The sequence below is a fragment of the Paenibacillus sp. FSL E2-8871 genome, assembly GCF_038000345.1.
Taxonomy (GTDB): domain Bacteria; phylum Bacillota; class Bacilli; order Paenibacillales; family Paenibacillaceae; genus Paenibacillus_AQ.
In genome coordinates this window covers 959,828-975,081 of sequence record NZ_JBBOBV010000001.1, presented here as the reverse complement: position 1 = coordinate 975,081, position 15,254 = coordinate 959,828, and the positions used below count along the sequence as shown (strand labels likewise).

12 protein-coding genes are annotated in these 15,254 nt (G+C 40.6%); 2 read left to right on the top strand and 10 right to left on the bottom strand.

The window, feature by feature from the left end:
• Window positions 1-31: 31 nt before the first annotated feature.
• Window positions 32-1,783 carry a sensor histidine kinase gene (locus NYE25_RS04650; protein ID WP_340969358.1) on the bottom strand — a complete coding sequence of 584 codons (1,752 nt, stop codon included), beginning with the start codon at window positions 1,781-1,783 and terminating at the stop codon, window positions 32-34.
• Entirely contained in the window at window positions 1,780-2,535 is a 756-nt protein-coding gene (locus tag NYE25_RS04645) for a response regulator transcription factor (RefSeq protein WP_042188104.1), read from the bottom strand. The genes NYE25_RS04650 and NYE25_RS04645 overlap by 4 nt, the downstream gene beginning before the upstream one ends.
• 308 nt (window positions 2,536-2,843) lie before the next feature.
• Between NYE25_RS04645 and NYE25_RS04640 the strand changes: the two genes are divergently transcribed.
• Together NYE25_RS04640 and NYE25_RS04635 are read left to right on the top strand one after the other, a co-directional pair.
• Window positions 2,844-3,761, top strand: a complete 918-nt coding sequence (locus NYE25_RS04640) for a M23 family metallopeptidase (RefSeq protein WP_341125232.1) — start codon at window positions 2,844-2,846, stop codon at window positions 3,759-3,761.
• A gap of 163 nt (window positions 3,762-3,924) precedes the next feature.
• Window positions 3,925-4,803 carry a deoxyribonuclease IV gene (locus NYE25_RS04635; RefSeq protein WP_341125233.1) on the top strand — a complete coding sequence of 293 codons (879 nt, stop codon included), beginning with the start codon at window positions 3,925-3,927 and terminating at the stop codon, window positions 4,801-4,803.
• A 57-nt stretch (window positions 4,804-4,860) separates the two neighbouring features.
• Here the strand turns inward: NYE25_RS04635 and NYE25_RS04630 are convergent, their stop codons facing one another.
• The 8 genes from NYE25_RS04630 to NYE25_RS04595 all read right to left on the bottom strand — a co-directional run bounded on the left by NYE25_RS04630 (window position 4,861) and on the right by NYE25_RS04595 (window position 15,123).
• Complete coding sequence (locus tag NYE25_RS04630) at window positions 4,861-5,184, bottom strand: hypothetical protein (protein ID WP_076299024.1); 324 nt, start codon at window positions 5,182-5,184, stop codon at window positions 4,861-4,863.
• Window positions 5,185-5,284: 100 nt separating this feature from the next.
• Window positions 5,285-6,505 (bottom strand): GNAT family N-acetyltransferase, encoded by a 1,221-nt coding sequence (locus tag NYE25_RS04625; RefSeq protein WP_341145239.1) that lies wholly within the window; start codon window positions 6,503-6,505, stop codon window positions 5,285-5,287.
• 128 nt (window positions 6,506-6,633) lie between these two features.
• Window positions 6,634-8,007 (bottom strand): Na+/H+ antiporter NhaC, encoded by a 1,374-nt coding sequence (gene nhaC / locus NYE25_RS04620; RefSeq protein WP_076299022.1) that lies wholly within the window; start codon window positions 8,005-8,007, stop codon window positions 6,634-6,636.
• A gap of 252 nt (window positions 8,008-8,259) precedes the next feature.
• Complete coding sequence (locus tag NYE25_RS04615; protein ID WP_341145238.1) at window positions 8,260-10,767, bottom strand: hypothetical protein; 2,508 nt, start codon at window positions 10,765-10,767, stop codon at window positions 8,260-8,262.
• Window positions 10,768-10,804: 37 nt separating this feature from the next.
• Complete coding sequence (locus NYE25_RS04610) at window positions 10,805-12,145, bottom strand: ABC transporter substrate-binding protein (RefSeq protein ID WP_341145237.1); 1,341 nt, start codon at window positions 12,143-12,145, stop codon at window positions 10,805-10,807.
• A 38-nt stretch (window positions 12,146-12,183) separates the two neighbouring features.
• Window positions 12,184-13,344 (bottom strand): efflux RND transporter periplasmic adaptor subunit, encoded by a 1,161-nt coding sequence (locus NYE25_RS04605; RefSeq protein WP_341145236.1) that lies wholly within the window; start codon window positions 13,342-13,344, stop codon window positions 12,184-12,186.
• Window positions 13,345-13,364: 20 nt separating this feature from the next.
• Window positions 13,365-14,198, bottom strand: coding sequence for a carbohydrate ABC transporter permease (locus tag NYE25_RS04600; RefSeq protein WP_375105398.1), 834 nt, complete (start codon window positions 14,196-14,198; stop codon window positions 13,365-13,367).
• Between the two features lie 58 nt (window positions 14,199-14,256).
• Entirely contained in the window at window positions 14,257-15,123 is an 867-nt protein-coding gene (locus tag NYE25_RS04595) for a carbohydrate ABC transporter permease (RefSeq protein WP_341147682.1), read from the bottom strand.
• Between the last annotated feature and the right edge of the window lie 131 nt (window positions 15,124-15,254).

The window sequence follows — 15,254 nt, the reverse complement described above, 5'->3', positions numbered from 1 at the left end:
TTGGAATACAGCGAGGGCTTGAATGAAGATATCAGCTCCATATTAACTTAATAACCGTTCCTTTACCTACGTGACTCTCGACAGTAATCCGGCCCCCCATACATTCGATCAGTCCTTTAGAAATCGCCATGCCGAGCCCAGAACCGTTGGAGGTAGACGCTGTATCCGTTCCTCGATAATATCGTTCAAATAGCCGGATCATTGTTTCTTCATCCATTCCATCGCCGTCATCAGCAAATTGAATGATAAATCCGGTGTCCCTATCTTTATGAATAAGCGAAACGGTCAACTTCGTATCCGGTGGGTTGTGGAGCAGCGCATTCGCAGTTAAATTGTTGACAACCCTTTCTAGCCATGGCGTATACAATTGAGCTCTTACTTCGGTTTGTCCAGGCAGAAATACTATTCGCTGCTTCCCGTAGGCAGGATTGGCAGCAGCTTGTTCGAGAGCTTGTTGCAGCCAAGCGTTCAATTCAACTTCCATCGTCTCAGGTGGTTTAATTCCTGACTTTAGACGATAGGTCATTGCAAGATCACTGATCAGCATGTCCATATGGGCCGATTTATCTAGCATAGTCGTTGTAAACTTACGAACTTCCTCTTTCGACCAATCGTATTTTGGTTCGGCCAGTAAATGAGCATATCCTGTGATTGAGGATAATGGGGTTTTCAAATCATGAGTAACACCGGCGATCCATTCCTCGCGTAAGCTCTCCGTCTCTTCCCGCAGTACTTGATCACTCTTCAAGGTTGCCGATAATTTCTCAATTGAAACCATCACATCAGCAAAAACACGGTATCTTCTCCTCCATTTACCCACGGCTGTTCGACTGCGACGAAGTCCTTTACGATCCGTTGGCTCTGTATAGATGGCATTTCCGATGGAATCGAGCCACACGAGCATATGCAGCATAGGTGCACCGAAACGATGAGCTTGCCATAAAGAGAGCAACACAAACGCGATCAATAAAGCGATAAGCATGGCAAATGAACCGATGATCACGACCTTTACTTCTTCTGGTATCCACACTTTTTTACTTGGATCTGTCCCTTTGATATTGGGTTCTCCCACGATCCAAGTACGACCTGAGTCCTTATCAAAAGAAGAAAGAACATGGTACCCATATCGTTCACTGTACAGGGTGCGAAGTGCCAGCTCTTGAACGGAGTACTGAGTGGGTATCATATTAGGTCTATTATAAGAAACCACTTCATTGCCTGATGAATCTATAAGTTGAACAAAAGCTTGGGCCGATTTAATTTCTTTTTCAAGTTCATCAGGAAGTACTGGGTCCCCTTTCGCAGCAGCGAATGTCCCCTCACTCACTTTCTTTAATAGTGGACCTAATACATTAGGCGCACCATACACCAGTGCGAGCTGTTTACCATCCTTTTCTTGAATCCATAGTGCCAGATTATAAGGAAACGGCTGAGTGCCCGTCCAATAAGCAACTACTTCGCCAGGGCCATATTGAATGGGTACATCTTTAGGTGTATTATAGGCACTCTCAACTTGCCCATCTTCATTTAGACTTTGTAGCCAGCCTTTATTTTTCTTCACTTGCTCCAGTAAACTCGGAGAAAAATGTATGCCATCCTCATCAATCTTAGAAGATTCTACCAATTGTTCAAGACCCACATTGGCAAAATCACGCGAGAGACTAATATCAAGAAACCGCAGCAAAATCCAAGTAAATGTTATGGCAGAAATAGCGAGTACTACCATGCCCGTAATTGCGAGCTGAAGAACAAACTTTAACGTTAACCGGCGCTTAATATTCATGGCGCAGACAACTCTTGACGTTCTACTTTAACCAGTTTGTACCCAAGACCTCTAACATTAACAATAAACTTCGGATCGGATGGGTCTGCTTCTATACGCTCTCTTATACGGTGAATATGCACCATGACCGTATTATCATCACTTAAGGCTTCTTCACCCCAAACCTTTTCATATAATTCACTTTTGCTGAATATTTGATTGGGATGTTTACATAAGAACAGCAGCAATTGGAATACAAGTGCCGGACAAGAGACCGACTCACCCTCAACCAGCAGCTCCCCTGCCGTCTCATCCAGTTTAAATCTCCCGTAATCGTAAACGTTCGCAGATTTGCTGTGAACTGTCGCTGTGATCTTATCAGTATCTGATGGAGCAGGTGAACTTAAGTACCGCCGCAACTGCGCTCTTATTCGAGCGACAACTTCAAGTGGATTAAAGGGTTTAGTGATATAATCATCTCCACCTATAGCAAATCCGGTCAGCTTATCAAAATCAGAGGTTCGAGCCGTAAGAAACAGGATAGGTGCGTCCGTCGTCTGCCGGATAAAAGGACAGATTTCAATTCCACTGCGCCCTGGCAACATCACATCCAATACAATCAAATCATATTTTTTGGCTTCGCAGGCGCTTATCGCTTCTTCACCCGTCACCGCAGTATCAATATTTAAATAACCCTCTTTGCGTAATACAGTCTCCATAATCTCCAAAAGCGATTGTTCATCATCTACAAGTAAAATCGATGCTTCATTCATTGTGAAATTCCCTTTCCAAATAGCCCTTGTTTTTATCATCATAGCATGATTCTTGACGCTATCAATCGCACTTACCTTAACAGAAGCTTAATTCGTATTCGTCTACTACACCAAAAGTTAAGATCGTATTAATACTGTGTTTCAGAAGAGCTAAGACTCATTTGCTATAATTTGACTAATGGGAGGCGATATTCTTGAAAAAAAGCTCTAAAAAAATAATCAGCATACCGGGAATGTCAGCAAAAACAGTTTTGGCAATAGGATCACTTGCCTTACTATTAACAGCTTGTGGAGGAGGAAAAACGGATATGAAAAATAATGCGAAAGTGGAGCAAACATCCAGTTCAGCTGTAGAATCAAACGAAATAATGTTCCTGCCTGATGATCTGCCAAATTTTCTGCTTAAAGGGAACTATAAAGAAATGTACGCCCACTTTAGTCAGCCTTTGAAGGATGAGGTAAGTGAAACTGAATTAGCTGAGACCGCTAAGGAATTCACTAAGGATATCCAGACACTGAACAAAGCATCTGATATGCAGCTTAATGGATTTGATCGACGTACTTGGTTGAGTGATACAGGTAATAAAGGGCTCATCGGAATGTTTGATCCGGATGGAACCATTTCATTAATCCAGATTCAAGAACTTACATCTTCCCCTGAAACCGATACAAAACTTAGTAAGCATGAATACGCATTGCCTTTCGAAGGTGACTGGTTTGTATTTTGGGGCGGAGAAAATGTTCTCGTAAATTATCATTATGAAGTAGAGATCCAGCGTTACGCCTATGATTTCATTCAGGCCAAGGAGAACTATTCTTATAAAGGTGATCCGCTAAAAAACAAAAGTTATTATGCCTTTGGGGAAAAAATCTTCGCCCCTGCAGATGGTACAATCGTATCGGTTATGAATGATATTAAAGATAATGAACCTGTCGGTGTTATGAATCCAAACCAGGCAACCGGCAATAACGTGGTCATTGATCACGGTGGTGAATTCAGCCATCTAGCACATCTCAAAAAAGGTTCGATTACAGTTAAGCCAGGCGATAAAGTCAAAAAAGGTGATATCATTGGGCTGACGGGTAACTCGGGCAACTCTAGTGAGCCCCATTTACATTTCCAGATCTCTGACGGAGTGGATTTATTCAACTCTCGTTCTATCCCTGTTAGGTGGGGGAACGGATTGAAGCCGATCCAAGGCGAGACGATCACCGCTGCTGAATAACGATCATTCTGGGTGGGTAAGGTTGTCTCCCTTATGAGATAGACGGACGAGACAACCTAGCCTGCGCTGAAATACATATAATTAGGGCTTTCTACAAATATTAATAGACATGCAGTGACTAAATTTTGGTCTCTTTCTCTGAAGAAAGGAAGCGTTGAACCAGATGACTTTACTCCTAGGGTCACATGTATCCATGACTGGACCAAAAATGCTCCTTCGAGCTAGTGAAGAGGCAGCATCTTATGGAGCGACCACCTTCCTAATATATACCGGAGCTCCTCATAATACACGTCGCAAACCCATTGAAGCTTTGAATGTTGAAGCTGGACAAGCTCACATGAGAGCTAACGGCATTTCAAATATTGTTGTGCATGCTCCGTTTATTGTTAACTTAGGGAATACGCAATCGAATCAAGTCTTTGAACATAGTATTGAGTTTCTTCAATCAGAAATTATAAGAACGGAAGCTTTAGGCTCAACACAAATTGTCCTTCATCCCGGGTCCCATGTTGGTGCGGGTCCACAGGCCGGAATTTCTCGGATCGTAGAAGGCTTAAACGAAGTGTTAGCCAATAAACGAAATGTTCAGGTTTCATTAGAGACCATGGCTGGAAAAGGTAGTGAATGCGGAACTACATTTGAGGAACTTGCGGCTATTATTGATGGAGTGACGCACAATGAGCGCCTGTCTATTTGTATGGACACTTGCCATATCCACGATGCTGGTTATAATGTGAAGGAAGATTTTGATGGCATATTGGATCAATTTGATCGCATAATTGGAATAGAGCGCCTAAAGGTCATTCACGTAAATGATTCAAAGAATATCATCGGCTCGCGAAAAGACAGGCACGAAAATATCGGACATGGATATATCGGCCTTCAGGCGCTTCGATATGTAGTCCACCATCCACAGCTAACAACCATTCCCAAGCTCCTGGAGACCCCCTCCATCGGTGAAAAGAAATATGTCAACCCGCCCTATAAGCATGAGATTTCATTGTTACGAGGAGAAACGGATGAGCCGATAAAACAAGCATAAACGCCTTCGGCGTCCTTATAAGGACGGTAAGCGTTTATGCTATAAACTATAATCAATTTATCCTTTTGCAGGATCATTCGTAACAGGTGCGGTTTCGTTCATTTGAAGTTTCTTTAGCGAGTTTTTCTTTGCGGTTAATTCTTTTGACAGATCAGCTTGCATACGATTTAAGGTTTTTATCTCATCATTCAGCTTTTTGATTCGCGACATTTTACTGCTCAAATCTGTGTGAGACTTGCTAAATTTCATATCCTGTTCTAATTGGTTAATTTTGAATTTAGATTTTTCTTTTTTGTTCTGTGTGCTCTTGATTTTGTTTTCGAGCTCGGTAATTTCTTGTTGTAATTTAGTGATCATTGGTTTAGTAAAATTAATTGCCATTCTTACACCTCATATCATATTGTGTTGCTGAGAGATTATTCTACTATAAAAAGAGCAAAAAAGCACACTCATTAGAGTATGCTTCAAAGGTTCACATATTTTAAAAATAATCAGAGAAATAAGGATGCTCTGGTCTAATCAGTCCTTCCAGCAAATGAATCGTGGCATCATCCGTCTGAATACGTCCGATGCGAGCCAGGTAGGTTGGCCGCTTATAGCCCATTAACATGGTTGTTAAGGTAGGAATATCAATCGTGAGTGAAGGATTTAATCCCCCTTCTCGCAGGGTTCCCTTCCCTTCTTTATCTACAGTTAATGAAAATGTCCCTCGATTCCATTCCAGCATCGGATCGCTTAAGTTAAAAATGAGCTCACAGTCTTTGTCCTGCCGTTTAAAAGGATACTGTTCGATAAATAAACGGACATCTACAATCCGTGCCATAAAGTATGGAGCGATCGTTTCTTTGATATCCCCATCATCTAATATGAATGACAACGGTTCTCCTTTATAAATATCCCCTTTAACCAGCTTAATCATTGAAAAGTGCGCACTAATAAAATTCCACAAGCCCGTTCGAGCCTCTTCAACAATGTATACCATCTCTTTGATATAAAATATTTCTTCGGCGACCCAATACAACAAGTACCCCATGGGTTCATCGTTGTTATTGTAATAAATACCTACCGTCATATCATCTAAATCCCACCGCAAATATTCTTCCCAAGCTAACTCATTACGAATCATCGCCCCATGATGCTGCACGGCAAACTGATCATAAATCACTTTGATATCTGGATGTTCAATGGATACACGTTCCACATTTCCTGGGACATTTCTCATTTTTGGCAACTGTGTGTCTGGCACTTCAAATGAGATTTTATCAGTGATGATTTCCCAGCCTTTTCTTCTATAATAAGGGATTGAATACGGATAAAGATAAGATATCGATTGTTTACGATCCCGCATTTTAGTTAAAGCATGAAGCATCAGTTTATTCATTAAACCCAAATTGGCATATTCGGGATAGGTTCCAACACCCGTTAATCCACCCATCTCATAGATATGCCCAAAAATATTAACCTGAAATGGGTATACGGCTAACTGAGAGATGAGCTTGTCTCCATCAAACCAACCTACAACATCAGCATACTTAAGAACTGGCAACTTAGCCTGAGTGATTTCACGATTCTCCCAGCCAAAGATTTGCAGATCACGATTGGTCACTTGAAATACATAACGTAATAGATTATTAAATTGTTCTGCGTGCTTAGTCTCGACATTAGCTAATCTGATTCTATCCTGTAACTTACTGCGACTCACTGTTATTACCTCCGATAAATTGACCACTTTTTAAGCTTAGATCACTAGCTTGATCACATTGACTCAACGCATAGTATTCTTTATATACGTTGAATCAATGCATTAGGTGTCCATTATCTTGAGATTTCTTAATCTTTACCCAATGAGTTCCTTTGTAATCTAGGGATCAACGCGTAAGCAAACGTGATGAATGGACTTAACCATAAGAAAGTTGCATAAGGCGCATATTCTATCACGGGTACACCCAGAGTCACTGCGAAGAAGGCACCACTGACACCCCATGGAATCAATGGATTAACGAGAGTGCCGCAATCTTCTAGCGTACGGGACAGTGTCTTTGCTGGAATGCCACGGCGATTATATTCATCTTTGAACATTTGACCTGGCAAAAGAATCGAAAGATACTGTTCACCAGTCATGCCATTTACCGCTATGGATGACGCTCCGCTCATCAGTACAATGCTGCTTTTACGCTTGAGTGGTTGAATGAGTTTACGGAAAAAGGCCTCAATGACACCGCAATGCTGAATCAAACCACCTAAGGATAAGGCAATTAAGATTAGAGATACAGACCACATCATCGATTGCATTCCTCCGCGGTTCACGATAGAAGCAACCATTTCATTCGCGATATTACTGTTATATCCACTCTGCATTACACTAAACCAGACATCGATTTCAGTCTGCTGCTGAATCAAAGCCGTCACAAGAAGACCACTGACAATACCAACAACTAACGTAGGCAGGATCGGTATCCGCTTGATCGAACAAGCGATGACAGCTAGCGGAGATAGCAGCGTTAACCAATGAATATGAAATCCATCTTGTAACGCAAGCTTAATGTCTTTAATCGAGGATAAGTCGATCGAATTCCCCTTTGGAGCGAACAGAAAAAAGAGAGTGGTGATAACAAGCGCCGGCACCGTAGTGTATGCCATATTACGAATATGTGTAAACAAGGATATACCCGCTACTGCAGGTGCAAAATTCGTTGTATCGGAAAGTGGCGACATTTTATCACCAAAACAAGCCCCACTGATAATTGCTCCAGCAGCCAAAGTTGGGGAAATCCCCGTAGTTACTGCAATTCCCATTAAAGCAACACCGATGGTGCTTACTGTCGTGAAGGAGCTTCCAGTGAACATCGAGACGATAATCGTGACATATAATGCGCTCACCGCAAAATAATTCGGATTAATATAATCCATACCATAATATAAAAGCGACGGTACTGTACCGCTCATCATCCACACAGCGATCAGAATTCCAATCAGCATGAGGATAAGAATTGGCATTATGGCCGTTTGTATCCCTTGAATAATGGCTGATTCGATCTTCTTCCAAGAGAAACCAAACATTCCTAGTAAGACGGCCGTGCCTATTGTAGTTACGAGAAGCGGTAGATGCGGCTCCGCTTTCAATAGAAAGATGGATACAAATAGAAGTGCTAAAATAAAAACGATGATGATCATGCTTTTTGAGAAACTAAGCTGTCGTTCCATGAAAATAATGCTCCTTAACATTGTATTGGGTATAAAATAATGATCGAACGCTTCCGCACTTTTAAGCTTTTTTGCTTTTTGGCATTGAAGCGCAGAGGTAATCTTAACGAAAAGACTGAGAACAGTCAATGTAAAGAACATACATTGAAGGAATTTCCATAAAAAGTTCATAAGTATAGGCGAGAAATAAAAAAAGTGCTGGCAATTATGCCAACACATTTGACTTGGTTCTTAACCCAGCTCACTACAATTTTAATTGTCAGTGTTTTTAGTTGTTCTCGGTTCAGATGAAACGTAATTTAATGGGTAAGACTGACTCCCTAACAACATCCTATGACCCTGAAATTCATCATATAGATTTATACGAATGCTTCCTCCCCTTAATATTTTGTGGAAGTTACTATTAAATGAGATTGAGTATGATTTATTCTTACCCATTGGCAAATCAGACCCCAGTTGCAAAGTCTTCTCCATGGATTGTCCGTAAGGGTCAATAATTTCTAAGACTAGCTTATGCTCATAGGCACCTACTTCAAAAGCGTCTTTTTCGAATAAGCTATACTTCATAACAATATCTAATGTACCTTTCTCTTCAGTAATCGTACCCACTGCATTTGCAACCGAAAGGTTGTAAGGGAATAGATCGACACTTGTTAGATTATTCTGTGAGATTGCTGTCATAGGGGTAAGTGCTAATTTAACACTATTGATAAATCCAGTGGATGTTCCCCCTAAATCTGTAAGCTTACCGTCAGCAACCCCTTCCCCAATATAAAGCACAAGCTCAGACGTATTCACCCCTTGCGGAAGTTTACTCCAGATTGTAACCAGGTTTTTACCATTTGGGTTAGTTGGAGTTGTCGATTGGCTAACCATCGCCTTGAAAAATTGATTGTCAGATGTTTTGTAATAAGCCACAAGCTGTGCCTGTTTCGACTGGCGTGGTTCTTCGTTAATCATTTCCAGTTCCGTATAGATCAGGCTAGAACTGTTTTCATTATAAGTGGTTGTCCGACGCTCGCGAACTTTTGCTTTTCTGCCTAACGAGTTCACTTGGTAAGATTCACCTGCAGCAATCGTATTGATCACATTATTTAGCGAATTTGTATTCATAGAGAGAAACTTCGTGACTTCATCTCCGGAGGTGTCTTGCAACACTATCTTTAGCTGATTGAAACTATAAGTATATGGAACTCTCGCTATCACATAGATCTCTGTCGCTTCATTAGGAGCAAGCATCGATTGTGTATTTGTGGTCACGATCTGGGCTGTACTGCTAAGATCACTCATTCCTGCTTTAACTATAGCTTTTAAAGAAGGTAGCTGTACTGAGGATAAGCCGGTGTTACGGATGCTGATAGTAGTTACGATTTGATCACCATCATCCCAAGGCAAACGCTGATAGGATCCAAGTTTCACCATGAATTTCCCATACCTATTCTCGACCGAATACCCTTGTCCTATCAGATTATTGTTTTCTAGAGCATAAGGTATGTTATACAGCGCAGTTGGGAAAATAACCTTGTCATCAACAGCAGGTTCCGTCCACTCTAGCATTAAGGTACCTTGATTAAGTATTAATGGCACATCCGCCCTGAGACTGACAATCTTCTCTTCCAGCGGTTTCAAGGTTACATTCGCAAGTGCTTTTGAATCTACTGGAATACTAAATCCTTCAGCAGCTTTAACCGTAAGCTCGTATGCAGGTAGAGTGATAGGTTTATTCCCAAGATTCTTAAGACGGAATTGAAGATTCCATTTCGCGGAGTCATTCTCAGAATATACGGAAGCACTCTTCAATTGCGTTTCAACCGTATTATTCTTAACAGAAATCTTCTTAACAGCATAATTAGCCACAGCAAAGTCGACAGTTGTTAATGCAGGAAGCTTAAACGATTTAACAGGTAGCATTATTTTCAAAGTTTCATCTTCTTGTGCAAATTGCAATATCATATGTTCAGTCTTCATATAGGAAGGAACTTCTGTTAAATAGTAAACCGTCTTCTTCTCTTGGGACTGTACATTGATACTGCTTCTGGCATCCTCCTGCTTAAGTTGGAACACCGAGCCACCGGCTGATTTCAGGTAAGCAATATAAGTGGAGCCGTTTAGCACTTTTTTACCCAAATTCGTGAAACTAACGCCTACTCTCATATATACTTTTCCATTTCTTTTAAGCCTTTGTAGACTTTCCGCTTTGATGTTTACTAGCAGATTATCCATCGTGAGCTTCTTGCTCTGGCCTTGTGGAACGACAACTGAATAACTTGCCGGAATGGCGAATTCGCCTAGCTTTTTCTGATAATCCTGGCTACTGAAATCCCACTTCAATAGGGTCACTTTAGTGCCGTTCAATTTAGTAGACTGTCCAATATTCACATAGTAAGTTACAATTTGGCTACTCTTTGGAGGGATGTTTTTTTTGGTGACATCTCTCGTGACAGGTTTGCCTTGAATGACACCCCCCCCAGTTGTAGTAACCCTTGAGAAATAATCAACGTGAGCTACACTATTGCTGCTACCATTGCTATAACTAAGTGTGTATATAAGTATATTGCCGCTCGGTTGCTCAATAATATCCATATCTATTAGCTTCACGTTGACATTGTTTTTTAAAGCGATCGTACCAAGTTTGTCCAGCGTGTATATCGCTGTAGCTGAAGCACTTGTCGATGCTGCATATGTGCTGTTTGCAAAAGGTTGGCTTAATAGCATTGCGCTGAGCAGAACTACAGCATATGTCTTTAGTGATTTGTGCATGAGTCCCCCTCCTTATACAAAATCCTGTTTAATACATCTATTCGTTTAGAACGATTGTTACTCGATTCTGGATCAGCTTTGCAACAGCTTCCGCAGATTTTTGTCCACTGAAGAATGATAAGGACTCCTCTCCAATAATAGAAAGCACTTTAGTATTCAGTTCTGCATATTGATCTACTGTATGAATGATTTCTTTAAACTTAGTAAATTCTTCATCAGAAACCTTAGCTGCTTTTCCGGTTGGAAGCTTATATGCTCCACTTTTCATCTTTTCCTGTATATCGTTTAAATTCTTATCGTTCACGGATTGGAGCAAAGAGAATCCTTCTCTATCTTGCAATGACTGTGCTTCTTCAGATAACAAGAATGTCATAAACTTATAAGCTTCTTCCTTCACCGGAGTATTGGCTTGTATGGCGAGCGAAGATGAAGGAATGATTCTCATACCACCAGTCTGACCTGCATGTGGCTTTTGAAGGTACACCGGATTTTCAAAGTAAGAATATGGACCATCGATAAAGTCTGTTGGTGACCATATAACGATGGAGTTAAATAGCTGATTACCTATCTCCGCTGGCTCCGCAGTCAAAACTTGTTCTTTATACATTTTCTTGACTTGTTCCAACAGCTCCACAAAATCAGGCGAGTCGAACTTCGCTTGTTTCGCTTCACTATCAACAAACAAATTATAATTATCAATAGCCATTTCTTGGAGTGTCATTTCCGCTGGGTAATCCGTTAAGGCATACAGTTTGTTTTTACCGTCCTTCCCAGCCTGTTGTATAATTTCCTTCGATAGCTCTCCAAACTCTTTCCAATTCCACTTCTTATCGTCAATCTTCACATTAGAGTTCTTAATCATATTCCCATCACCTATGAACGCTCTAAAAGCGAACCCGGTAGGAATGAAATATAGGCCGTCGTTTACCTTCATTGCGTCCAAAACATTCATTTCTAAATCACTCTTATTTACCGTTTTATCGTGTTCAAATATATCATTCATGTTCACAAGCAACTTTTTACTCACATAATCATTGATTGAAAAGGCGCTTACATCAAAAATATCTGCACCTTTTCCAGAGAGTAGGGCTGTATTCGTTGTTTTTTTATATTCTACATAACCATTCTCTCCCCACTCATTTCCTACTTCTTTATATGCCTTAATTTGTAGGTCGATATCCGGGTATTTCGCTTCAAACTTTTTTTCTAACGCCTGATAGAATGCACTCGATTCTGCTAGGGATAGAGTCAAGATTGTCTTTCCCTCTTCAGTTGTCGTTTCCCCCTTGCTTTCCACTTTCTCATTACCTCCGGAATTACATGCCGTTGTCATTATCAAAGCACCCATTAATAGAACAAAAATAGACCTTTTAATCATTTGATTTCCTCCTCCTATTTTCTCGTTTATATGATTTCTTATTGCAGTCGAACTCGGTTCCCATCTTCAAGAGGTTCATTACTTTCCAGAATAATTGAATCCTCCTCATAGAGAATATCCGATTGAATCATCGTTTCTTTCTCGTTTTTTTCACTGGAGTGAATACGAACTTTTTGAGCGACAAAGACATTGCCTAGTGCCCCCCGCTGCTCGTCAACTTTATAGATAAACAAACCTTCGCGATCCTCATGAATAGCTTCATTGGATAGGAGTAATCCCTCTTGGAGTGAATGTTTTTCGATTTTGATCCGAGCCTGTTCACCTCCTTTAAGTTCTGGATCAACGACTTTTATTCTCAGATTCTTTTGAGGAATGGTTTGAGTCTTCCCGGTCTCATTACTAGAGGGGCTATCAGTACGTGACTCTGAATTCGAAATTTCTTCAATGGAGCCGTTTAGGGTCCGGGCTTCTTGTCCATGATTCATATCAACCTCAACCTCTATCTTTTCTCCAGCAGAAATCTCTAAATTGGACAAATGCACGGAATCCATAATAATATCCAATCTGTAACCCCGACTACTGTTGGATACAATTACATCCGGTTCTCCCATTGAAGCTAACCCTTCGACGGCATTCAGTTTTGAAATCAGACCATCGAAAGGAGAAAATAGTTGTTTTTCAGTTGTTAGACGATTTCTTAGCCCGCTAATCTTATTTTCCTGAGCTAAGATATCTAATTTACCTTTTTCGATATCACGTCTTGCATTTCTGATTTTGAATTCATCCTCCTCCAGCGCGGATTGGATGTACTGATCTTGCCTATTCTGTTGATCAATTTTCTGCTTTTCTAAATTTGTTATTTCATCTTTCAATTCTTGCTCAGCCGTTTTGCTCTCATAGATAATAAGCTTTTGTCCCTTTTTTACACGTTCTCCTTCTTTCACTAGAATTTGTTCGACCTTTAGTCCGGAAGTATTCGAAAGTTTAACTTCAGCAAGTGGCTCCAAGATCCCACTACCTTCAATCGTAAATAAAAGATTTCCCTTTGTTGGTTTTTCGGTTCTAACTTTCGGCAAGGTCAAAGATTGTATTGTGTTACTGAACAATGTAAAAAACAACAATAATCCCATAAAAACCATGAAGACGACTTGAATATTTCGTTTACGCCTACGATCAGTCGACTCTATACCTAACTCCATATCCCGTCATTCTCCTCCAATCAACCTTTGATACCAGACAATTGAACGCCTTCAATAAAATACGATTCCGCATACAGAAACAGCATCACCATCGGAGCCATATAAAGTATGGATGCAGCAAAAGCAATTCCTCTCTCGCCTTCATTGATCCTCGATAAAAAGACTGACAATGGCTGCTTAAACGGATCATTTAGAAAAATAAGGGGCTGCTCTACCATATTCCAATAATCCACGAACAATAATATGACGAGTGCTGCCAGACCAGGTTTAATCATCGGAATAATAATCTTGTAGAAGATCAGAAAATGTCCAGCACCATCCATTTTGCTTGCTTCGATATACGCATACGGTATATCTAGCATGAACTGTCTGAGCATAAACACACCAAAAGCTGCGAAAATTCCAGGCAATATAATTGCATATGAACTATCTAATATTCCTAGCTTATCCGCCATAATATAGTTCGGTACTAGCGTCACTTGGAAAGGCATAAGCATCGTTAGGACATAAATAAGAAACAAAGGATCTCGTCCCCGGAATTTCAGCTTCGAGAAAGCATAGGCAGCGAGTGCTGCTACCAATGTTTGCCCTGCAATGATGGGCACAACCATGAATACTGAGTTCCAGAACATCGTCAGATATTTAGGGTTGTCTAGGAGAACCTTAGTATACTGGTCCAAGGACACTTGATCCGGCAGCAATTTTAAATTTACAAAAGGATCTTCTCTCCCTTCAATCACCTCATTCATCTGCCCGATAGGTCCATAATTGATCTCAATTTCTTTCTCTGTCATAAGAGAATTTGTGAATGTGATCACAATTGGGAATAATAACAAGACTGCAATAATAGCCATGACGAATGTTAATGTCCCTTTTCGCAACACTTTGACAACTGGCACAACCTTTTCACCCCTATTCCATGAATTGTCTATGCCTCCGTTCAAATGCAAACAATCCCAACACGATCAATAAAATACAACCAAACATTAAGGTCGCCGCAGCAGTCAGCTTCTGAACATCGAGCGACATGAACATATTGTTCATATAATGCTGCAGCATATAGATACTGTCATGCGGATACTCGCCTGCGATCAAGTACGTTTCTCGAAACACTTTGAATGAATTAATGATCGACATGATGACCACAAAAAACATCGAAGAGGTTAGATAGACAAGCGTAATACTGCGAAACTGCCGTAATCGTCCAGCACCTTCAATTTGAGCCGTTTCATAATAATCCTTTGGAATTTGCTGCAATCCCGCCAAGAATAAAATCACGTTATAACCGATGTTCTTCCATAAATAAACAACAATGATTACATTTCTAGCTGCATCCGTCTTCATCCAATCCACACGATCGATACCGAAGTTGTTCAGCCAGGCGTTAAACGAGCCATTCCAATCGAAGAGCATCTGCCAGATCAGAATGATGGAGGCGACAGGTACGACAAGCGGCAACACGTATCCAGTCCTCAGCCAATTCCGAAGATATGTATTTTTATTCAATAGCATTGCTAATCCTAACGAGAGCACAAGCATTAGTGGAACACTTATCACGCTAAAATAAAATGTATTAGATGCTGCTTTACGGAAAGAATCGCTATCTAGCAGCTCTCGGTAATTATCAAACCCTACAAAGTGGCCCTCTATCGTGCTGTCCATAAAAGAATAGAATACTCCCATAACAAACGGTATAAGGTAAAACATCGCGAATCCGATACCGCTTGGTGCCAGGAACATTATTGCCGCTGAGACATCCTTTCGGAACCATTTCTTCATAATTGGGTTTATCATTCTTTCAGTAACCTCCTTCATGTACTTAGAATAAGTAAAACTTTTTAAAAAGAAGTACGGTATATATTAAGTATTTCTTAAATTTCAAAGAATGAAGATGTGGGGTCACAAAAAAA

Coding starts and splice junctions, on each gene's coding strand:
- NYE25_RS04650 (WP_340969358.1), bottom strand. CDS start 1,783: ATGAATATTAAGCGCCGGTTAACGTTAAAGTTTGTTCTTCAGCTCGCA.
- NYE25_RS04645 (WP_042188104.1), bottom strand. CDS start 2,535: ATGAATGAAGCATCGATTTTACTTGTAGATGATGAACAATCGCTTTTG.
- NYE25_RS04640 (WP_341125232.1), top strand. CDS start 2,844: ATGAAAAATAATGCGAAAGTGGAGCAAACATCCAGTTCAGCTGTAGAA.
- NYE25_RS04635 (WP_341125233.1), top strand. CDS start 3,925: ATGACTTTACTCCTAGGGTCACATGTATCCATGACTGGACCAAAAATG.
- NYE25_RS04630 (WP_076299024.1), bottom strand. CDS start 5,184: ATGGCAATTAATTTTACTAAACCAATGATCACTAAATTACAACAAGAA.
- nhaC (WP_076299022.1), bottom strand. CDS start 8,007: ATGGAACGACAGCTTAGTTTCTCAAAAAGCATGATCATCATCGTTTTT.
- NYE25_RS04615 (WP_341145238.1), bottom strand. CDS start 10,767: ATGCACAAATCACTAAAGACATATGCTGTAGTTCTGCTCAGCGCAATG.
- NYE25_RS04610 (WP_341145237.1), bottom strand. CDS start 12,145: ATGATTAAAAGGTCTATTTTTGTTCTATTAATGGGTGCTTTGATAATG.
- NYE25_RS04605 (WP_341145236.1), bottom strand. CDS start 13,344: ATGGAGTTAGGTATAGAGTCGACTGATCGTAGGCGTAAACGAAATATT.
- NYE25_RS04600 (WP_375105398.1), bottom strand. CDS start 14,198: ATGGCTATTATTGCAGTCTTGTTATTATTCCCAATTGTGATCACATTC.
- NYE25_RS04595 (WP_341147682.1), bottom strand. CDS start 15,123: ATGAAGAAATGGTTCCGAAAGGATGTCTCAGCGGCAATAATGTTCCTG.